16 protein-coding genes are annotated in these 19,669 nt (G+C 68.4%); 5 read left to right on the top strand and 11 right to left on the bottom strand.

Annotated elements, in window-relative coordinates; translation table 11 throughout:
• Nucleotides 1-160: 160 nt before the first annotated feature.
• Entirely contained in the window at nucleotides 161-988 is an 828-nt protein-coding gene (locus tag OSC30_RS10005) for a hypothetical protein (protein WP_267171697.1), read from the bottom strand.
• Between the two features lie 446 nt (nucleotides 989-1,434).
• On the opposite strand from OSC30_RS10005, the gene fusA reads away from it, so the two are divergent.
• A complete protein-coding gene (gene fusA, locus OSC30_RS10000) occupies nucleotides 1,435-3,474 on the top strand; it encodes an elongation factor G (RefSeq protein ID WP_267171696.1) in 2,040 nt (679 codons plus the stop codon).
• Nucleotides 3,475-3,768: 294 nt separating this feature from the next.
• Here fusA and OSC30_RS09995 read toward each other — a convergent pair whose 3' ends face one another.
• Both OSC30_RS09995 and OSC30_RS09990 read right to left on the bottom strand, forming a co-directional pair.
• The gene (locus tag OSC30_RS09995; protein ID WP_267171695.1) at nucleotides 3,769-4,317 is read right to left on the bottom strand and encodes a type 1 glutamine amidotransferase domain-containing protein; all 549 of its coding nucleotides are present in this window, start codon (nucleotides 4,315-4,317) and stop codon (nucleotides 3,769-3,771) included.
• A gap of 204 nt (nucleotides 4,318-4,521) precedes the next feature.
• Nucleotides 4,522-4,989 carry an SET domain-containing protein gene (locus OSC30_RS09990; RefSeq protein ID WP_267171694.1) on the bottom strand — a complete coding sequence of 156 codons (468 nt, stop codon included), beginning with the start codon at nucleotides 4,987-4,989 and terminating at the stop codon, nucleotides 4,522-4,524.
• A 159-nt stretch (nucleotides 4,990-5,148) separates the two neighbouring features.
• Here OSC30_RS09990 and OSC30_RS09985 point away from each other — a divergent pair, with 159 nt between their 5' ends.
• The gene (locus OSC30_RS09985; RefSeq protein WP_267171693.1) at nucleotides 5,149-5,628 is read left to right on the top strand and encodes a hypothetical protein; all 480 of its coding nucleotides are present in this window, start codon (nucleotides 5,149-5,151) and stop codon (nucleotides 5,626-5,628) included.
• 99 nt (nucleotides 5,629-5,727) lie between these two features.
• Nucleotides 5,728-7,503, top strand: a complete 1,776-nt coding sequence (locus OSC30_RS09980; protein ID WP_267171692.1) for an acyl-CoA dehydrogenase C-terminal domain-containing protein — start codon at nucleotides 5,728-5,730, stop codon at nucleotides 7,501-7,503.
• Nucleotides 7,504-7,637: 134 nt separating this feature from the next.
• On the opposite strand, the gene pgeF is transcribed toward OSC30_RS09980, so the two are convergent.
• Together pgeF and rluD are read right to left on the bottom strand one after the other, a co-directional pair.
• Complete coding sequence (gene pgeF / locus OSC30_RS09975) at nucleotides 7,638-8,381, bottom strand: peptidoglycan editing factor PgeF (protein WP_267171691.1); 744 nt, start codon at nucleotides 8,379-8,381, stop codon at nucleotides 7,638-7,640.
• A 156-nt stretch (nucleotides 8,382-8,537) separates the two neighbouring features.
• A complete protein-coding gene (rluD, locus tag OSC30_RS09970; RefSeq protein ID WP_267171690.1) occupies nucleotides 8,538-9,506 on the bottom strand; it encodes a 23S rRNA pseudouridine(1911/1915/1917) synthase RluD in 969 nt (322 codons plus the stop codon).
• A 68-nt stretch (nucleotides 9,507-9,574) separates the two neighbouring features.
• Between rluD and OSC30_RS09965 the strand changes: the two genes are divergently transcribed.
• Nucleotides 9,575-10,402, top strand: a complete 828-nt coding sequence (locus OSC30_RS09965) for an outer membrane protein assembly factor BamD (protein ID WP_267171689.1) — start codon at nucleotides 9,575-9,577, stop codon at nucleotides 10,400-10,402.
• 98 nt (nucleotides 10,403-10,500) lie between these two features.
• Here OSC30_RS09965 and OSC30_RS09960 read toward each other — a convergent pair whose 3' ends face one another.
• From OSC30_RS09960 to OSC30_RS09935, 6 genes are all read right to left on the bottom strand, one after another.
• Entirely contained in the window at nucleotides 10,501-12,117 is a 1,617-nt protein-coding gene (locus tag OSC30_RS09960) for an NAD+ synthase (RefSeq protein WP_267171688.1), read from the bottom strand.
• A gap of 141 nt (nucleotides 12,118-12,258) precedes the next feature.
• A complete protein-coding gene (gene clpB / locus OSC30_RS09955) occupies nucleotides 12,259-14,850 on the bottom strand; it encodes an ATP-dependent chaperone ClpB (protein WP_267171687.1) in 2,592 nt (863 codons plus the stop codon).
• Between the two features lie 116 nt (nucleotides 14,851-14,966).
• Nucleotides 14,967-15,485: an adenine phosphoribosyltransferase gene (locus tag OSC30_RS09950; RefSeq protein WP_267171686.1), complete on the bottom strand. Its 519-nt coding sequence runs from the start codon at nucleotides 15,483-15,485 to the stop codon at nucleotides 14,967-14,969.
• Between the two features lie 103 nt (nucleotides 15,486-15,588).
• The gene (locus OSC30_RS09945; protein WP_267171685.1) at nucleotides 15,589-16,488 is read right to left on the bottom strand and encodes a DMT family transporter; all 900 of its coding nucleotides are present in this window, start codon (nucleotides 16,486-16,488) and stop codon (nucleotides 15,589-15,591) included.
• A complete protein-coding gene (locus OSC30_RS09940) occupies nucleotides 16,485-16,760 on the bottom strand; it encodes a putative signal transducing protein (RefSeq protein WP_267171684.1) in 276 nt (91 codons plus the stop codon). The genes OSC30_RS09945 and OSC30_RS09940 overlap by 4 nt, the downstream gene beginning before the upstream one ends.
• Before the next feature lie 70 nt (nucleotides 16,761-16,830).
• Nucleotides 16,831-17,754: a 2OG-Fe(II) oxygenase gene (locus OSC30_RS09935; protein ID WP_267171683.1), complete on the bottom strand. Its 924-nt coding sequence runs from the start codon at nucleotides 17,752-17,754 to the stop codon at nucleotides 16,831-16,833.
• A gap of 141 nt (nucleotides 17,755-17,895) precedes the next feature.
• Between OSC30_RS09935 and OSC30_RS09930 the strand changes: the two genes are divergently transcribed.
• Nucleotides 17,896-19,665 (top strand): glutamine--tRNA ligase/YqeY domain fusion protein, encoded by a 1,770-nt coding sequence (locus tag OSC30_RS09930; RefSeq protein ID WP_267171682.1) that lies wholly within the window; start codon nucleotides 17,896-17,898, stop codon nucleotides 19,663-19,665.
• Nucleotides 19,666-19,669 lie beyond the last annotated feature (4 nt).

The following is a 19,669-nucleotide window of genomic DNA, read 5'->3' as shown; positions in this document are numbered from 1 at the left end:
CCGCAGTCATGCGCAAGTACCTCACCGGTCTGTGGGCCTGCATGCAACGCGGCGAGACCTTCGATCCCACCAAGTTGTTCAGCGCCTGCCACCTCGCTAGGGGTTGACCGGTAACAGAGTATCTACAGTTGGAGGCAGGGTTGGGGCGCGCCATCCGCAGTTAGGGTTTGCGGCAATGGGGTGGCAGAGGGTCGCCGGCCTTGCGGGCTTCGTCGCACTCGGCGTCGATGGCGCGGTTGGGTGTGTCGACCGGGCAGCCGTGGGGCAAGGGCTTGCCGGCGCGGTAGATGGCGATGCATTCGGACAGCTTGCGCCCCGGCGGCGCCAGCTCCCTGGCCAGCGGAGCCGGGGCCATGTTCAGGCGCTCGTCGCCGTCCTTCTTCGACGGTGGCGCGGGCGGCATGATGCACATGGGCGTGGGGATGCCGAACAGCGTCCTGCACTGAAGATGGATGCCGTGGCCGAGGTCGACCGGCTTGTGCTCGCCGGTGTGGGTGACATCGAGCGCGCGGCGCACGCTCTGGCCGACGATGGTCTCGTCGGGCGACGCGAAATCGTCTTCGAAGCGCGTGGGCTGGTAGCCGACCGGGCTGTCGTGGCGCATGACCTGGCTGTCGCCCTGTGGCATGCGCTGGATGTAGCCGGGCATCTGCGCCGTGGCGGTACCCGCCTCGGCGGGCAGCAGTGGCTGGCCGGTGCGGTCGTACAGTCGCGGCGCCGGCGCCGGCCGCGCGACCGAGGCCGCGGACGCGGGCAGGCTGACGGTCATCGCATCCTTCGCCGGCCGTTCGCGCACCGGTGGAGGCGTGGCGGGCGCCGGTGCGGGCGGCACGTCCGGTGGCGGTGCCGGCGCCACCTCGCGCGGACGCTCGATGAAGCGCACCTGCAGGGCCCGGTCCAGCCGCGTGTGGACGATCTCGGGCGCGGGCCGGGGCTGCATCTCCCACCAGACGATGACGCCGAACAAGCCGTGCAGCGCCAACACCACGCCCAGCGCCAGGCGCCACCGCCACGGCTCGCGCGGGGCCGGGCGATCGCGCCACGCACGCAGCAGTGCGCGGGTGTCGTCGTCCAGCGTCGCCAGGCCTCGGTGTGCCGGCTCGGGGGGTTGCCAACGGTGGGGCTCGACCTGCGGCGGGGAAACGATGGGAAGCTCCTTGCGTGGGGAAAGCGGGCCATCATCGTGCCCACCTTCGCAAGACCCTCACGTCATCGCGAGGTTCCCCCGCATTGCAGCTTGACCACGCGGCCGGATCGCACAAGGCTACGCGGGCGGCACCCGCCGCACCCCGCCATGACCGCCCCGCCCGCGCCGCCCCGCGACGCCCAGGACGACCATGACGGCCCGCCATCGTCAGCCGCCTGAGCGCGGCCTCGTGCGGCGCCGTTCATGCCGACGCGAGTCCCGCGCCTTGCCCAGAGGAGGGACGTCTCGTGTCGTACAACACGGAAAACATCCGCAACATCGCGCTCGCCGGCCATGCCGGCGGCGGCAAGACCACCCTGTTCGAAGCCTTGCTGCAAGCCGGCGGCGCCATCCAGGCGCAGGGCTCGGTCGAGCGCGGCACCACCCAGTCCGATACCGATGCGCAGGAGAAGGCGCGCGGGCATTCCATCGACAGCTCCATCGCCAGCATCGACCGCGACGGCTGCCACATCAACCTGATCGACACCGCCGGCTACGCCGACTTCCGTGGCGGGACGCTGCCCTCGTTCGCCGCGGTGGAAACGGTGGCGATCGTGGTCAACGCCATCAACGGCATCGAGCACGGCACGCGGCGCATGATGGAGCGGGCGCGGGCACGCGGCCTGGCGCGCGTGCTGGTGGTCAACAAGATCGACTTCGAGGGCGCGCGGCTGGGGATACTGGTCGATGCGCTGCGGCAGGAGTTCGGCCCCGAATGCCTGCCGGTGAACCTGCCCGCGCAGAGCGGCAAACGGGTGCTCGACTGCTTCTTCCACGGCGAAGGCACCACGGACTTCTCATCGCTGGGCGCGGCGCACCAGCAGATCCTCGACCAGGTGGTGGAGATCAACGAGGCCACCATGGGTGCCTATCTCGACAAGGGCGAGGGAGCGCTCGGCCGCGAGCAGTTGCACGATGCGTTCGAGCAGTGCCTGCGTGAAGGCCACTTGGTGCCGATCTGCTTCGTCAGCGCGCGCACCGGCGTGGGCGTGGCCGAGTTCCTGGAGCTGGCCGACCGGCTGCTGCCGAACCCGGCCGAGGGCAATCCGCCGCCGTTCGCCAACGGCCGGGGCGAGGCGATCACGGTCGACGGCGATCCGGCCAGGCACGTGATCGCGGATGTGTTCAAGATCGTCAACGACCCGTTCGTCGGCAAGCTCGGCGTCTTCCGCGTGTGGCAGGGCACGATCCGGCGCGACACGCAGCTGTTCGTCGACGATTCGCGCAAGCCATTCAAGGTAGGCCACCTGTTCCGCCTCAACGGCAAGGCGCACGTGGAGATCGAGCAGGCGATACCCGGCGACATCGCCGCGGTGGCCAAAGTGGAGGAGATCCACTTCGACGCGGTGCTGCACGACTCGCACGAAGAGGACGGTATCCAGCTGGCGCCGGTGGACTTCCCGCAGCCGATGTTCGGCCTGGCGCTGCAACCGAAGCACAAGGGCCAGGAACAGAAGCTCTCGCAGGCGCTGGCGCGGCTGGCCGAGGAAGACCCGTGCCTGCGCACCGAGCACCACAAGGAGCTCAACGAGACGGTGGTGCGCGGGCTGTCCGAGTTGCACCTGAAGGTGGTGCTCGAACGCATGCGCGAGCGCTACGGCGTGGAAGTGGAGACCCATCCGCCGCGCATCGCCTACCGCGAAACCATCGCCGCGCACGCCGACGGCCACCACCGGCACAAGAAGCAGACCGGCGGCGCGGGGCAGTTCGGCGAGGTGTTCCTGCGCGTCGAACCGCTGGATCGCGGCGCGGGTTTCGAATTCGTCGACGCGGTCAAGGGCGGCGTGATCCCCAACCAGTTCCTGCCGGCGATCGAGAAAGGCGTACGCCAGGCGATGGAATCGGGCGCGATCGCCGGCTACCCGATGCAGGACCTGCGCGTGACCGTGTTCGATGGCAAGTACCACCCGGTCGATTCGAAGGAGGTGGCGTTCGTCAGCGCCGGGAAGAAGGCGTTCATGGACGCCGTCGGCAAGGCGCGGCCGATCGTGCTGGAACCGATCGTGGACGTGGAGGTGGCCATTCCCGAGGACAGCGTGGGCGACGTCACCGGCAGCCTCGCCGGCAAGCGCGCACGGATCATGGGCACCGACGCGCAGCGCGGCGGCGAGCTGATGATCCGCGCGCAGGCGCCGCTGGCGGAACTGGTCGATTACCCGACCGAGCTCAAGGCGATGACCGGCGGGCAGGGGCGCTACAGCCTGGATCTGTCCCACTACGAGCCGGTGCCGCCGCCGGTGCAGAGGCAACTGAGCGACGCGTGGAAACCGCACGCGGAAGAAGACTGAACTCCGCGCCAGGCCGCAAGCGCCGACCACCTCGCCGAACAAGGAGCCCGGCACTTTCCACCTCTCCAATACAGTCCCCTCTCCGCTCCGGGGAGAGGGCTGGTGTTGAGGGGCCAAGGCTTGCGGGGAGGCGTATTTCGGAGCCGACTGCACGGCAAGAAAAGCCACGCATCAGACGAAGCAACCGTAGGGTGGGCTTCAGCCCACCGGCTCTCCCGTGAAGGGCTTGGTGGGCTGAAGCCCACCCTACGGTTCCGAGGCCTCCCGGGGGAGCCGGGGAAATGGGGCAAAAGCCTAGGCCGCCAGTGCTTCTATTACCGCGTTGGCGAATGCCGGAATGTCGCCCGGGTTGCGGCTGGTGATCAGGTTGCCGTCGCGCACCACCTCGCGGTCTTCCCACTGGGCGCCAGCGTTCTCCAGGTCCTGCCTGAGCGACGGCCACGAGGTGACCTTGCGCCCATTCACCTGCCCGGCGTTGATCAATGTCCAGGGACCGTGACAGATCGCCGCCACCGTCTTGCCCGCCTTGGCGAAGGCCTGCACCAGCGCGACCGCGGCCGGTTGCGTGCGCAGCTTGTCGGGATTGATCACGCCGCCGGGCAGCACCAGCGCGTCGAAGTCGGCGGCGTCGACGTCCTCGAGCTTCATGTCCACCGGTACGCTGCCGGCCCAGTCGCCACCCTTCCAGCCCTTGATCTCCTTGGCATCGCCGGGCGCCACCACCTGGACGTCGGCGCCGGCTTCCTCCAGCAGGCGCTTGGGCTCGGTCAGTTCGGAATATTCGAACCCGTCGGTGGCCAGTACGGCGATGGCGCGGCCGCTGAGCTTCTTCGATGACGTCATGGCGATCCTCCTGCGAGTGGAGCGGGGAGGATGGGGCCTTGCGCATGCGCAAGGCGTCTTGCTCATGTCATCCGGCTGTTAGTACAGCCTGCAGGAGCCGGCTTGTGGGCGATGTTTTGCTCCAGAATGTTTTGCTCCAGAAGGGCTCCAGCAGGGTCGAAATCCAGAGCATCGCCCACAAGTGGGCTACTACATGATGAGACGTCAGCGCTTGGGCTTGAGCAGCGTGCCGGTGCAATTGGGCGAACCGCACAGGCATTGCCACAGCTTCTTCAGGCGAGCGGTGTAGGGCACGTCCAGCACGATGCCGTAGTCGTAGGTCAGCTCCTCGCCCGGCTTGATGTTGCGGATGGCCTCGATCAGCACGCGGTCCTTGCGCGGATCGCCGCTTTGGCTTTCCTCCACCACCGCGCGGCAGTTGGGCGCGCAGCTGTGGTTGATCCAGCGCGCGGTGTTGCCCTTGCGGTTGGCGTCGATGATGTAGTCGTCGTTGAGCGTGAACAGGAAGGTGTGGCCGGTCTCGCCACCGTCGCCGTACATCACGTCGGCGTCGGCGTGGGTCATCAGCGTGCCCTTGTACTCGACGATCTCTTCGCCCTTCTTGATCGGCGCGGTGGCGAACACGCCATTGCCGTGGATGGGGGAACGGCGGGCGACGTAGCGGCGTGGCATGCGGGGGCGACCTTGGGAACGAAAGACGTCGATGATGCCCGTTCGCCGCGCCCGGCGAAACCGCACCAATCGCGGCGGCCGCTTGCCGCGGCGGCTGACGCGGACCGCCTTCCTGTGGTTGAATCGGGCAATTCGAACGATCGTTTGGAGAACCCCGCGATGCGCTTCCTTCGCTGGATCGTCCCGCTCTCGCTGGCCCTGGCCCTGGTTGCCTGCGGCCCACCGCGCAAGAGCGTGTTTCCGCCCTCGGTGAATATCCAGCAGCTGGAGCTGCAACCCGGCGGCGCCTGGCGGCTGACCGTGCGTATCCAGAACAACAGCTACGGCGGCATGGCTTTCAGTGCGCTCGACGGGCAACTGGCGATGGGCGAAGGCGTGCCCGTCCGCGTGCACGGCAGCTTCGACCGCGACATTCCCGCCTTCGCCGGCGACGTGGTGCAGATCGATGTGCTGCCCACCGCTGCGATGGCCAGGGCGCTCGCGGCCAGTGCGGCCAAGGGCAGTGCCGGCGCCCTGCCCTACACCTTGTCCGGCAGCGTGCAGGCCACCCCCGAACAGGACAAGGACCCGCGCGAGTTCGATTTCTCCGGCAAGGACTGGCTGTCCCCCGTGCCGGGCATTGCCAACACTTGGCGATGAGCTTTCCGCGCGAACGCACGGTGGTCCAGGCCGATCTTTTTCCCTTTCGCATTCGTGCCGGTGGGCTGAAGCCCACCCTACGCTTCAAGGAAAACACCGATGACGATCTACAAGGCCCCGCTCGATGACATGCGCTTCGTGCTGCACGACCTGTTCGGCGCGCAAGCCACGCTGACCCCGCTCGCCGGTGGCGAGGGCCACACCCGCGACCTGCTCGATGCGGTGCTCGAGGAAGCCGCTCGCTTCAACGAACAGGTGCTGGCCCCGCTCAATGCCTCCGGCGACACCGAGGGCTGCCACTTCGACAAGGCCACCGCCACGGTCACCACGCCCAAGGGCTTCAAGGAGGCCTACCGGACGTACGTCGAGGGCGGTTGGGCGGGTCTGACCATGCCCGAGGCGATGGGCGGCCAGGCGTTGCCGGAAGTCGTCGGCGTGGCGATGAAGGAGATGCTCGATTCGGCCAACCTGGCCTGGGGCAACTACCCCCTGCTCAGCCAGGGCGCCGCCCACGCGCTGCAGCTGCACGGCGACGACTGGCACAAGGACGTGTTCCTCAAGCCGATGGTCGAGGGTCGCTGGTGCGGCAGCATGTGCCTGACCGAGCCGCAGGCCGGTTCCGACCTGGGGCTGCTCAAGACGCGGGCCGAACCGACCGGCGACGGCAGCTACCGGCTCACCGGCACCAAGATCTTCATCACGGCCGGCGAGCACGACCTTACCGACAACATCATCCACCTGGTGCTGGCCCGCCTGCCGGACGCGCCGGCCGGCAGCCGCGGCATCTCGTTGTTCGTGGTGCCCAAGTTCAAGGTCGCCCGCGACGGCACGATGGGCGAGCGCAACGCAGTGGCCGCCGGTGCCATCGAGCACAAGATGGGCATCCACGGCTCGCCGACCTGTGTGATGAATTTCGACGGCGCCGAAGGCTGGCTGATCGGCCAGCCGCACAAGGGGCTGTTCGGCATGTTCACCATGATGAATGCCGCGCGCCTGGCGGTCGGCGTGCAGGGCATCGGCCTGGCCGAGCGCGCGCTGCAGAACAGCCTCAATTACGCGCGCGAGCGTTTGCAGGGCCGGGCGCTGAGTGGTCCGGTGCAACCGGACAAGCCGGCCGACCCGCTGCTGGTGCACCCGGACGTGCGCCGCATGCTGCTGACTCAGCGCGCCATCGTCGAGGGTGGCCGCGCATTGATGCTCTATGCCGCGCTGCAGCTGGACGTCGAACATCGCTCCGACGACGAGACCGCGCGCACCAGGGCCGGCGAACTGGTGGCGTTCCTGATTCCGATCGTCAAGGGCGTGCTGACCGAACTGGCGCAGGAGAGCGTCAAGGAGGCCGTGCAGGTCTACGGCGGGCACGGCTACATCGCCGAGAACGGCGTGGAGCAGTTCGTCCGCGACGCCCGCATCATCACGCTCTACGAGGGCACCACCGGCATCCAGGCGATGGACCTGCTGGGGCGCAAGATCATGCAGCTCAAGGGCGCCGGCTTCCGGCATTTCCTGGAGGAAATCGGCGGCTTCTGCCAGCAGCAGGCAGGCAACGCGGCGCTGGGCGAGTTCGTCGCACCGCTGGGCAAGGCGGCGAAGGAGTGGCAGGCGCTGACGATAGCGCTGGCCGAGCGCGCGCAGGCCAATCCCGAGGAACTGGGCGCGGCGGCGGTCGATTACCTCTACTACTCCGGCTACGTGGCGCTGGCGTACATGTGGGCGCGTAGCGTGGCGTGCGCCGATGACAGCACGCAGTCGGCGGCGTTCAAGCAGGCCAAGCGGGATACCGCGCGGTTCTATTTCGCCCGGTTGCTGCCGCGCTGCGCGATGCATCGCGCAGCGATCGAGGCCGGCGTGGCGAGCATTCCAGAGATTGGCTGAGATTCGCTGGGGACCCGTGGCGGGCGGCCGCGCGGTAGCGCACAGGGTGTCCCACATGGAGCGCCGGCGGGCTCGGGTAGGGTGGGCTTCAGCCCACCCTGCCGCTACGGTGCGCTGAGGCCCACCCTACCGGGTCAATCGCGCCAGATGAGGCTGGCGAAACGACCGCTGTTGGCCCCGTCGCGGCGGTAGGAATAGAAGCACGCGTCGGTGAACGTGTCGAAACCGCCTCCGCTGACGCGCGCCACACCGGAGCCCGCCAGCCGACGCCGCGCGAGTCCTGCGAGATCGCAGTGCCAATGGCCAGGACGGGTGGCGGAGAAGCAGGCCGCCGCCCCTTCGTCGTGGTCCACGAACGCCGCGCGCACCTCCTCGCCCACCTCATAGGACGCCGCGCCGATGCCTGGCCCCAACCAGGCCAGCAGGCGCGCCGCGGGTACGTCCATGGCCGAGATGGTCGCTTCCAGCACCCCGCCAGCCAGCCCGCGCCAGCCGGCATGCGCGGCGCCGATGCGCGCACCGTCCTCGCTGCAGAACAGCACCGGCAGACAATCGGCGGTGAGGATGGCCAGCACCGTGCCCGGCAGGTGTGCGACGGCCGCGTCCGCCTGGGGCTCGTCGGCGCTGGGCAACGGTCCGAGTTCGGCCACCGTGGTGCCGTGCACCTGACGCAGCCAGCGCGGCGCCGAAGGCAGGTTGAGCGCGTGCCGCAGTGCATCGCGGTTGCTGGCCACCGCCTCGGCGCTATCGCCGCTGCGCAGGCCCAGATTGAAGCGCTCGTAGGCGCCGCTCGAAATCCCGGGCCCGTGGCGGGTGGTGACCGCTGCGTGTACGCCACGCGGCATGGGCCAGTCGGGGAGGATCCAGGGCTCGGTCATGGGAATTCGGGCACGAGGGGAACGGCAAGCATAGCGCGCGCCGCCGTTGACCCTCCGAACGAGTCGGCCGCCGCGGAAGCGCAGGTCTCCTTCAGGAGCGCACCGGCGCGCGACCGCCACCAGGTCACGTACAGGTGCGCCGATGCAGATCAGGGCTTAGGGCTCGGCGTGCGTGGCGGCGTCCGCGCGCAGCGCCTGGAGCAGGGCCTGCTGGTCCTGCGGCCGTGGCACCTCGAACGCCATTGCCTCGCCTGTCACCGGATGTTCGAACGCCAGCCGCTCGGCATGCAGCGCCTGCCGCCGGAACCCGCGCAGTGCGGCGATCAGTTCCGGCGTCGCGCCCTTGGGCAGCCGCAAGCCGCCACCGTAGAGCTGGTCGCCGATCAGCGGATGCTGGATGTGCGCCATGTGCACGCGGATCTGGTGAGTGCGCCCGGTCTCCAGGTTGCACTGGACCAGGCTGTGCGCGCGGAAGCGCTCGCGCAGGCGGTAGTGCGTGACCGCGTGCTTGCCGTCCTCCTCGTCGCGCACGGCCTGGCGCAGGCGGTCGCCCATGTGCCGGCCGATCGGCGCATCGACGGTGCCGCCGGCCACCAGCGTGCCCAGCACGACCGCCTCGTACTGCCGCTCCACCGCGTGGCGCGAGAGCATCTCGACCAGCGCCGTGTGTGCCGCCAGCGATCTGGCCACCACCATCAGGCCCGAGGTGTCCTTGTCCAGCCGGTGCACGATGCCCGCACGCGGCAGCTCGGCCAGCTTCCGATCGTGATGCAGCAGTGCGTTGAGCAGGGTGCCGGCGGGGTTGCCGGCGCCCGGATGGACCACCAGCCCGGCCGGCTTGTCCAGCACCAGCAGGTGGGCGTCCTCGTGCACGATGGCCAGCGGGATCGCCTCCGGGGCGCTTTCGACCTCGTTGACCAGCTCGGCCTCCAGCCGTACCCGTTCGCCGCCGCGCAGCAACTGGCGCGGCGGCGCCACGACGCCATCGAGCGTGACCGCGCCGGCCTTGATCCAGCCGGACAGGCGCGAGCGCGAATAGTCCGGGAACATCCCGGCCAATGCCTGGTCGAAACGCCTGCCGGCCGCCGACAGGGGCACCTGCGCCTCGTGCCGGATGACGGTCATGCCACCCTCCACGGGTGTCCGGCGGTTTGGGCTATCATCCCCACGATCACATCCATACAAAATTCCCAATGCGCGTATTCTTCAAATTGCTTGCCGTGCTGGTCATCGGCCTGTCCTTGGGCGCCTGCTCGATGTTCGGTTCCAAGCGCGAAACCATCGACACCATGTCGGTGGAGAAGCTCTACGCCACCGCCCACGACGACCTGATGAACGGCGATTACGCCGCGGCGATCAAGGCCTACCAGCGCCTGATCGCGCGCTTTCCTTCCGGCGACTACAACGAGCAGTCGCAGCTGGAACTGGCCTACTCGCAGTACAAGGACAACCAGCCGGAAGACGCCTACTCGACGGTCAACCGCTTCATCAAGACCTTTCCGAGGCAGAAACACGTCGATTATGCCTATTACCTGCGCGGGCTGATCAATTTCGATCGCACCAGCGGCGTGATCGAGCGCTTCTTCCCGCGCAACAGCTCGCAGGCGCGCCGCGACCAGGCGTACAACCTGCAGGCGTTCGACGACTTCTCCGAACTGGCCCGCCGCTACCCCGACAGCGCCTACACCACCGACGCGCGCCAGCGCATGATCTACCTGCGCAACATCCTGGCGCAGTACGAGATCAACGTGGCCAAGTTCTATCTGCGCAACGAGGCGTTCGTGGCTTCGGCCAAGCGCGCCCAGTACGTGGTGGAGCATTACCAGCAGGCGCCGCAGACCGGCGACGCGCTGGCGATCCTGGCGCGCAGCTATCTGGCGCTGAACCAGAAGGGCCAGGCCGAGAACGTGCGCAAGGTGCTGGCGGCCAATTATCCGGACCATCCGTACCTGACCGACTCCAAGTGGCCGCATCCGCCATCGACGTTGCGCAAGATGATTCCGTTCTCGGGGCATCATTGAAAGAAGGGCCGGCCAAGCGCCGGCCTTTCTTTTTGTGGGAGCGCGCCTGCATGCGACCGTGGGGCATGGCGATCTCGCGCAGATGCGCTCCTACCGGATCACTTCCAGCCGGAGGTGATCGGGTAGCGGCGTTCGCGGCCGAAGGCGCGGGTGGTCACGCGCGGGCCGGGCGCCGCCTGGCGGCGCTTGAACTCGTTGCCTAGCACCAGGCCGGCGACGCGGCGCACGATGTCGGCGTCGTAGCCGGCGGCGGCGATCTCGGCCTGCGATTGTTCGCCTTCGATGAAGCGTTGCAGGATGGCGTCCAGCACGTCGTAGGGCGGCAGTGAATCCTGGTCGGTCTGGTCCTCGCGCAATTCGGCCGAGGGCGGGCGGTCGATCACCGCGGGCGGGATCACCGGGCTGGCCTCGTTGCGCCAGCGCGAAAGCCGGTACACCTCTGTCTTGTAGACGTCCTTGAGCGGCGCGTAGGCCCCACACATGTCGCCGTACAGCGTTGCGTAGCCGACCGCCATCTCGCTCTTGTTGCCGGTGGCCAGCAACAGGTGGCTGTGTTTGTTGGAGAGCGCCATCAGCATCACGCCGCGGGTGCGCGATTGCAGGTTTTCCTCGGCGGTGTCGGCGGGCTTGCCCTCGAAGGCGGGCTCCAGCGCGGCCATGAAGCTCTGGAAGGTCGGCTCGATGTCGATCACGTGATAGGCCACGCCCGCCCGCTCGGCCTGCTCGCGCGCGCCATCGAGCGAGAGGCCGGAGGTGTAGCGGGTGGGCATCATCACCGCGGTGACCCGCTCGGCGCCCAGGGCATCGACCGCCAGGGCGAGCGTCAGTGCCGAGTCGATGCCGCCGGACAAGCCGAGCAAGACGCCGGGGAAGCCGTTTTTGTCGATGTAGTCGCGAATGCCGCGGGTGAGCGCGGCGTACAACACCGCCTCGGGGCGCGTGTCGGCGGCGACCGGCCACTGCTCGGCTACCAGGGTGCGGCGGTCCGGGTCGAACGTGGCCCAGAGCAGCGCATCGACGAACGCAGGGGCACGCGCGGCCACCGTGCCGTCGCCGTTGACCAGCAGCGAGGCGCCGTCGTACACGACTTCGTCCTGGCCGCCCACCAGATTGAGGTAGGCGATGGCGCAGCCGGTCTCCCGCGCGCGCGTGGTGAGCTGTTCCTCGCGCGCGGACTGCTTGGCGTCGTCCCAGGGCGAGGCGTTGATCACCACGATCAGCTCCGCGCCGGTGGCGGCGGCCTGCGCGGCCGGTTCGGGTTCCCAGATGTCCTCGCAGACGAGGAAGCCCACGCGCACGCCGTTGACCATGCCGGTAGCGCTGGCATGGCCGGGACGGAAGTAGCGCTTGTCGTCGAACACGCCGTAGTTGGGCAGCGCCTGCTTGTGCGCGACGCATTCGACGCGGCCCTCGCGCAGCAAAGCGGCGGCGTTGTAGACCTCGCCCTCGCTGTGCGGAAAGCCGACCAGCGCGGCGAGCCCGTCGGTGCCTTCGGCCAGCGCGGCGATGGCCTCGTTGCAGGCCTGCAGGAAGCTGGGGCGGATCAGCAGATCCTCGGGCGGATAGCCGCTGAGCGCCAGTTCGGGGAAGGCCACCAGGTGCGCGCCGCCCGCCTGCGCCTGCGTCATCAGCTCGCGGATCTTCGTGGCATTGGCGGCGACGGCGCCGACCGGGAAGTCGAACTGGGCCAGGGCCAGGCGGAGTTGGGTGGTCATCGGGGAGCGTTGTGGTGGGGAGCACACATGATAAGCGAGCGGATGTGAGCGCGAGGCTCCGGATGACGCCGGCAGCAAGGCCACTGGCGCTTTCTCGACGGCCCGCCTTCTCCCCGCTTCCGCGGGGAGAATGCGGGGTCCTCAGGCCGCCTTGAAGGTCAGCTGCCCGCCTTCGGCATCGACGTGGATGGTGGTGCCGGGCGTGAAGCGGCCTTCCAGGATCTCCCGGGCCAGCGGGTTTTCCAGTTGCTGCTGTATCGCGCGCTTCAGCGGCCGCGCGCCGTAGACCGGATCGAAGCCCACGTTGCCCAGCAGGGCCAGCGCGTCGTCGCCGATGTCGAGCTTCAGGTCCCGCTCGGCCAGCCGCTTCTCCAGGTACGCCAGCTGGATCTTCGCGATGGCGCGGATCTGGTTCTTCTCCAGCGGCCGGAACACCACCAGCTCGTCCAGCCGGTTGATGAACTCGGGCCGGAAGTGCGCCTGCACCACGCCCATCACCGCCGCCTTCATCTTGGTGTACTGCTCCTCCGGATCGCCACCCGATTCGGCCGCGTCCTGGATCATCTGGGAACCCAGGTTGGAGGTCATCACGATGACGGTGTTGCGGAAATCCACCGTGCGGCCCTGGCCGTCGGTCAGGCGGCCGTCATCGAGCACCTGCAGCAGGATGTTGAACACGTCCGGGTGCGCCTTCTCCACCTCGTCGAGCAGGATCACGCTGTACGGCCGCCGGCGTACCGCTTCGGTCAGATAGCCGCCTTCCTCGTAGCCGACGTAGCCCGGCGGCGCGCCGATCAGGCGGGCGACGGAGTGCTTCTCCATGAATTCGCTCATGTCGATGCGCACCATCGCTTCCTGCGTGTCGAACAGGAATTGGGCCAGCGCTTTGCACAGCTCGGTCTTGCCCACGCCGGTGGGCCCCAGGAACAGGAACGAACCGTACGGCCGGTTGGGGTCGGACAGGCCCGCGCGGGCGCGGCGGATGGCGTCGGACACGGCGCGCACGGCCTCGTCCTGGCCGACCACCCGATGATGCAGCGCCTGCTCCATGTGCAGCAGCTTCTCGCGCTCGCCCTCGAGCATCTTGGATACCGGAATGCCGGTCCAACGCGAGACCACTTCGGCGATTTCCTCGTCGGTGACGCGGTCCTGCACCAGCTTGAATTCCTGCTTCTCGGCCGCCTGCGCGACGGCGAGTTGCTTCTCCAGTTCCGGCAGGCGGCCGTACTGGATCTCGCTCATCTTCGCGTAGTCCTGCCGGCGCTGGGCGGCTTCCAGCTCCAGTCGCGCCGCCTCGATCTGTTCCTTGATCCTGGTCGCGCCCTGCAGCGCGGCCTTTTCGGATTTCCAGATTTCGTTGAGGTCGGAGAACTCGCGCTCGAGTTTCTCGATGTCGCTTTCCAGGTCGGCCAGGCGCTTCCTGGAGGCCTCGTCGGTCTCCTTCTTCAGCATTTCACGCTGGATCTTCAGCTGGATCAGCCGCCGCTCCAACCGGTCCAGTTCCTCCGGCTTGGAGTCGATCTCCATGCGGATGCGGCTGGCCGCCTCGTCCATCAGGTCGATCGCCTTGTCCGGCAGCTGGCGGTCGGTGATGTAGCGGTTGGAAAGCGTGGCCGCGGCGACGATGGCCGGATCGGTGATCTCCACGCCGTGGTGCACCGCGTAGCGCTCCTTCAGCCCACGCAGGATGGCGATGGTGTCCTCCACCGAAGGCTCGCCCACGAACACCTTCTGGAAGCGTCGCTCCAGCGCGGCGTCCTTCTCGATGTACTTGCGGTACTCATCCAGGGTGGTGGCGCCGATGCAGTGCAACTCGCCGCGAGCCAGCGCGGGCTTGAGCATGTTGCCCGCGTCCATCGCACCCTCGGCCTTGCCGGCGCCGACCATGGTGTGCAGCTCGTCGATGAACAGGATGACGCGGCCTTCCTGCTTGGCCAGGTCGTTGAGCACGGCCTTCAGGCGCTCCTCGAATTCACCACGGAACTTGGCCCCGGCGATCAGAGAGCCCATGTCCAGCGCGAGCACGCGGCGGCCGCGCAGGCCCTCGGGCACTTCGTCCTTGATGATGCGCTGGGCCAGCCCTTCGACGATGGCGGTCTTGCCCACACCCGGTTCGCCGATCAGCACGGGATTGTTCTTGGTGCGCCGCTGCAGCACCTGGATGGTGCGGCGGATCTCCTCGTCGCGGCCGATCACCGGATCAAGCTTGCCGCTTTCGGCGCGCGAGGTCAGGTCGACGCAGTATTTTTCCAGTGCCTGGCGCTGCTCTTCGGCGTTCTCGCTCTGCACCTTTTCGCCGCCGCGCAGCTTTTCGATCGCCGCCTCCAGGCTGGCCTTGCCAGCGCCGGCGGCCTTCAGCGCGGCCCCAAGCTCGCCTTTGTCCTCCAGCGCCGCCAGCACGAACAGCTCGCTGGCGATGAACTGGTCGCCGCGCTGCTGGGCCAGCTTGTCGGTGAGGTTGAGCAGGCGGGTCAGGTCGTTGCCGACGCTGATGTTGCCCTCCTGCCCGCGCACCTGCGGCAGGCGCTCGAGCATGTCGCTCACGCGCTGGCGCAGCGCCGGCACGTTGACCTGGGCCTGGGTGAGCAACGGCGCGGTCGAGCCGCCCTGCTGGTCGAGCAGCGCCGCCATCACGTGCGCCGGTTCCAGGATGTTGTTGTCGCGGCCCACGGCCAGCGATTGCGCGTCGGCCAGCGCCTGCTGGAAACGCGAGGTGAGTTTGTCCATCCGCATGGTGTGGATTCCTCGGGAATCGGGGGCGGCCCCCGCCGCCATGCGCAGGAGATAGGGGCGTCTCAGCACCCTTCAAGACGGCAGGCCCGGCTCGGCCGGTGGCCGCCGTGCCGCGTTCAGTAGCGAAACAGCGCGCGCAGCGGTGTCTGACCCTGCCAGCGCGCCCTGCCCCCGAGCGCCTCCAGTTCGATCACCACGGCGGCGCCCACCAGCTCGACGTCGAGCCGCTCGAGCAACGCCTGTGCCGCGGCCAGCGTTCCGCCGGTGGCCAGCACGTCGTCGACCAGCAGCACGCGCTCGCCCGGTTGCACCGCGTCGGCGCCCAGCTCCAATCGGTCGTGGCCGTATTCGAGCGCGTAGTCGACGCCGACCACCGGCGGCGGCAGCTTGCCCGGTTTGCGCAGCGGCACGAAACCGGCGTTCAACTTCTGCGCCATCGCGGCGCCGAAGATGAAACCGCGCGACTCGATCCCGCACACCGCACGCACGCCTTCGCCCAGCCAGGGTTCGGCCAGCGCATCGATGCAGCGGGCGAAGGCGCCGGCGTCGGCCAGTAGCGGGGTGACGTCACGGAAAACGACACCCGGCTGCGGAAAGCCGGGCACCGCGCGAATGAGCGTTTCAAAATCGTGCATCGCCTGATCCTTGTGGAAACCTGTAGGAGCGCACCCTGTGCGCGACCGCGGTGTCACCCCGAGCCGCGCAGGCATGCACAAAGTGCTTCTCCACCCATGCGACCTACTTCTTGCGCGTCCCCAGCAGGATGCCAGCCAGTGCCAACGCCAGCCCCAGCCAATCGCCCCCGCCGGTAGGCCGCCTGAACAGCACCACGTCCAGCACGAACGCCAGCGCCGGCTGCAACAGCAGCAACAGCCCCACCAGCGACGCCGGCAGCAGCGGCATCGCGCGCACCATCAGCAGCCATGCCACCACCTGGCCAAAGAAACCCAACGCCAGCAGCGCGCTCCAGCTGCGCACGGTGACCAGCGCAAACGTGTCGCCCTCGACCAGCCCCCAGCACAGCAGCAGCCCAGCGCTGAGCAGGCTCATCACCCCAAGGAACTGCGCCGCCGAAAGCCGGGTATGTCCCGACAGCGCGCGGCGGAAGCTCAGCAGGTACGCCGTGTAGGCCACGCCGCTGGCCAACCCCAACCACACGCCCAGCCGGTGCCGCACATCGAACAGCGACCAGTGCGCGCCGACCAGCAGCCACAAACCGCCCAACGCCACCAGCAGGCCGGGAACGAACCAGCGTCCCAGTCGCTCGCGATAGACCCACCAACCGACCAGCGCCATCAGGAACACCTGGAAGTTGGTCAGCAGCGTGGCCACGCCCGGCCCCACCCAGAGGATCGAACGATGCCAGAAGATCAGGTCCAGCGAGAACCCCAGCGCCGGCACCAGCGCCAGGCCGAGGTCGCGCCAGCCGACATGGGCCCAGCGACGCCGAAGCGCCACCCAGGCCAGCAAATTCACGCCGCCGAAGAGCATGCGGTAGAACGCCGACACGGTCGGCGCCACCTGCGCCAGCACCACGAAAATGCTGGTGGTGGACAGCAACATCGCGCCCAGCGCCATGCGGCCGACCGACGCCGGCGGCGCCAGGGGCGTCGCCGCGGCAGGAACCGGTGAGGTCACGGTGTGTCGGTCGCCAGTTGCGCGTCGCCGTCCCAGTCATCGACCGCGGTCCGCGCCTCGGCCAGTTGCGCCTCGACCTGGCGCACGATGGTGTCGGCGGCCTCGATCGACGACTCGGGCACCATCACCGCCACGTAGTCGATCGCCGGCAACTGGCCGACCGCGCCGGTCAGGTACTCGCCGGAGATGAACGCGGGAATCTCCTCGCGTTCCAGCGCATCCTTCACCAGGTGGGCGTCGATCAGGCTTTGAGCTCGGTAGGCGATGCGCATGCGGCCACGCTACTGCGCGGCCCCGAGGGCGGCAAGTCCCGCGCGCGGGCCGCGGGTGCCACCGCGGCGGCTAGCGCCGAAAGCGCACGTAGGCGCGCTTGGCCAGATACAGCAGATGGCCGGTGAGCCCGCGATCCTGCGCCTGGCGCAGCGCGGTGTTTTCCGCATACAGCATGCGGATGTGCGCATCGCGCAGCTCCATCAGTTGCCTGATGTCCGCCACGTCGGCGCGCGAGAGCGTGCGACCTTCGTCGATGTACGCGGGAAGCTGGCGGTTGACGTAGTAGGTGGTATGCCGCGGCGCGGTTTCTTCCGCGGGGCGGTCCTTCGTATAGAAGTACAGCGCGATCGAGCGGCGCGTGAGGTGGGCATGTTCCGGCGGCAGGCGGATCGGGTCGAACGCATGCCAGGAGCGCTCGGACGTCTCGAAGATCACGCAGCGGTTGAACACCGGCGCCACCGAGCTGGCCGGCCGGGCATCGGCGTAGGGATCACGGAAAAGCTCCAGACAGCCGCCCCACGCGGCCTCCCATTCCGGGTTGAGATAGACGATCAGATTCAGCCGCCGGTGCCAGCGCTCGCTGGGGTGGAAGTTGAAATCCACGTGCGGGTCGAGCGCCATGCCGTTGCGGTTCTCGTGCGTGCCGCCGCCCAGGTACCAGGGGTCGTAGATCAACCCATCGATGCCGGTAAGCGCGCCGATGGCGCGCAGGAACTCCGGACTCTTGATGGCATCGTCCAGCCGCTGGTAGGCCGGCCCGAGCCCGCGGATGCGGTCGAGCGTGGACTTTCCGCCCGGCGTGCCATCGTCGCCCACGCTGTTGCCGCGCTCGAACGCCGGGAACGTGGCGAGCAGCTCGGCGGCGAAACCCGGCTCGAAGAAATTCTCGATCACCACGTGCGGGAACGGCACGGCCGAGGTGAACCCGGCGCGGTGCGTCTCCGAGGCACCGAGGACACGCGGATCAAGGATGGAAAGGCCGGCTGCGGGCATCGGGTGGGTCTGTCGGAATCGGAGTGGCCGATTGTAGCGGGCGGCCCCGGCGCTGAACGCCCCCGGGCGCCATCCGGGGAGGCCCGCGCGAGTTAAGGGTAAACTTCTCCGCTTCCACCCTGCCCCGCCCGAGCCGTACCCATGCCCATCGAAAACCCCGCCGCCGAAAACGCCCCAGGCACCGCCGACAACGTGCAGCGGACGGACGTGCAACGGGATTTCGTGCGCCAGATCGTTCGCGAGGACCTGGCCAGCGGCAAGCACGTCGCCATCCGCACGCGTTTCCCGCCCGAGCCCAACGGCTACCTGCATATCGGCCATGCCAAGGCGATCTGCCTGAATTTCGGCATCGCTCGCGAGTTCGGCGGCTGGTGCAACCTGCGTCTGGACGACACCAACCCGGGCAAGGAGAACCCCGAGTTCGTCGCCGGCATCAAGGAGGACGTGCGCTGGCTGGGCTTCGACTGGCACGAGCTGCGCCACGCCTCGGACTATTTCGAGGTGTTCTACCGTGCCGCGCTCAAACTGGTCGAGGACGGCAAGGCCTACGTCGACGACCTCACGCCAGAGCAGATGCGCGAATACCGCGGCACGCTCACCGAGCCGGGTCGCCCGTCGCCCTACCGCAAGCGCTCGATCGAGGAAAACCTGGACCTGTTCAAGCGCATGCGCGCGGGCGAGTTTCCCGACGCCAGCAAGACCCTGCGCGCGAAGATCGATATGGCCTCGGGCAACATCAACCTGCGCGATCCGGCGATCTACCGCATCCGCAAGGTGGCCCACCAGAACACCGGCGACGCCTGGCCGATCTACCCGATGTACGACTTCGCGCACGCGCTGTCCGACGCGATGGAAGGCATCACCCACTCGCTGTGCACGCTGGAGTTCGAAGACCATCGCCCGCTGTACGACTGGTGCGTGGACAACGTGGACCTGGCCGGCCATCCACAGCTGTGGCAGTCGGTGGTCGACGCCGGGCTGGAAGCGAAGCCCGCCAAGCCGCGGCAGATCGAGTTCTCACGCCTGAACCTGTCCTACTGCATCACCAGCAAGCGCAAGCTGGCGCAACTGGTCAATGAGGGCCTGGTCGACGGCTGGGACGACCCGCGCATGAACACCCTGCGCGGCCTGCGCCGGCGCGGCTTCACGCCGGCGGGCCTGCGCCTGCTGATCGAGCGGCTCGGCATCAGCAAGCAGAACAGCGTGATCGACTACGCCCTGCTCGAGAACTGCGTGCGCGAAGACCTGGACGCCACCGCGCCGCGGCGCATGGCGGTGCTCGATCCGCTCAAGCTGACCATCACCAACCTGCCGGGCAACCACGAGGAAACCCTGCGTTTCGCCAACCACCCCAAGGACGAAAGCTTCGGCGCGCGCGAAGTGCCCTTCGGGAGCACGGTATGGATCGAGCGCGAGGATTTCGCGGAGGTACCGCCCAAGGGTTTCAAACGCCTCGTTCCCGATGGCGAGGTGCGCCTGCGCGGCGTGGGCATCGTCAAGTGCGAGGAGGTGGTGAAGGATGCCGCCGGCGACATCATCGAGCTGCGCTGCACGCTCGATCCCGAGTCGCGCGCCGGCCTGCCCGGTGCCGACCGCAAGGTCAAGGGCACCATCCACTGGGTCAGCGCGCGGCATGCGGTGGTCGCCGAGGTGCGCCTCTACGACCGCCTGTTCGACGCGGCCGCGCCGGACGACGAGAGCGACGGCAAGAGCTGGATCGAGCACATCAACCCGGAGGCCAAGCGCATCGGGCGCGGCTGGCTGGAACCGGCGGCGGCGGCCGCGGAGCCGGAGCAGCGCTTCCAGTTCGAACGGCTGGGCTACTTCGTCGCCGACCGCGTCGAGCACCGGCCGGACGCACCGGTGTTCAACCGCACGGTGACGCTGCGCGATACCTGGTCGAAGCGCTGAGCAT

Origin of the sequence: Frateuria hangzhouensis, from assembly GCF_026410505.1 — a bacterium.
Classification (GTDB): Bacteria; Pseudomonadota; Gammaproteobacteria; order Xanthomonadales; family Rhodanobacteraceae; genus Frateuria_A; species Frateuria_A hangzhouensis.
This window is presented reverse-complemented; position numbering and strand designations above follow the sequence as displayed.

What these genes read in the sequence shown, in the direction of transcription:
- clpB (WP_267171687.1), bottom strand. Translation starts at nt 14,850, where the DNA reads ATGCGGATGGACAAACTCACCTCGCGTTTCCAGCAGGCGCTGGCCGAC.
- OSC30_RS09950 (WP_267171686.1), bottom strand. Translation starts at nt 15,485, where the DNA reads ATGCACGATTTTGAAACGCTCATTCGCGCGGTGCCCGGCTTTCCGCAG.
- OSC30_RS09995 (WP_267171695.1), bottom strand. Translation starts at nt 4,317, where the DNA reads ATGACGTCATCGAAGAAGCTCAGCGGCCGCGCCATCGCCGTACTGGCC.
- OSC30_RS09930 (WP_267171682.1), top strand. Translation starts at nt 17,896, where the DNA reads ATGCCCATCGAAAACCCCGCCGCCGAAAACGCCCCAGGCACCGCCGAC.
- OSC30_RS09940 (WP_267171684.1), bottom strand. Translation starts at nt 16,760, where the DNA reads ATGCGCATCGCCTACCGAGCTCAAAGCCTGATCGACGCCCACCTGGTG.
- OSC30_RS09935 (WP_267171683.1), bottom strand. Translation starts at nt 17,754, where the DNA reads ATGCCCGCAGCCGGCCTTTCCATCCTTGATCCGCGTGTCCTCGGTGCC.
- pgeF (WP_267171691.1), bottom strand. Translation starts at nt 8,381, where the DNA reads ATGACCGAGCCCTGGATCCTCCCCGACTGGCCCATGCCGCGTGGCGTA.
- OSC30_RS09985 (WP_267171693.1), top strand. Translation starts at nt 5,149, where the DNA reads ATGCGCTTCCTTCGCTGGATCGTCCCGCTCTCGCTGGCCCTGGCCCTG.
- OSC30_RS09980 (WP_267171692.1), top strand. Translation starts at nt 5,728, where the DNA reads ATGACGATCTACAAGGCCCCGCTCGATGACATGCGCTTCGTGCTGCAC.
- OSC30_RS09965 (WP_267171689.1), top strand. Translation starts at nt 9,575, where the DNA reads ATGCGCGTATTCTTCAAATTGCTTGCCGTGCTGGTCATCGGCCTGTCC.
- OSC30_RS09990 (WP_267171694.1), bottom strand. Translation starts at nt 4,989, where the DNA reads ATGCCACGCCGCTACGTCGCCCGCCGTTCCCCCATCCACGGCAATGGC.
- rluD (WP_267171690.1), bottom strand. Translation starts at nt 9,506, where the DNA reads ATGACCGTCATCCGGCACGAGGCGCAGGTGCCCCTGTCGGCGGCCGGC.
- OSC30_RS09960 (WP_267171688.1), bottom strand. Translation starts at nt 12,117, where the DNA reads ATGACCACCCAACTCCGCCTGGCCCTGGCCCAGTTCGACTTCCCGGTC.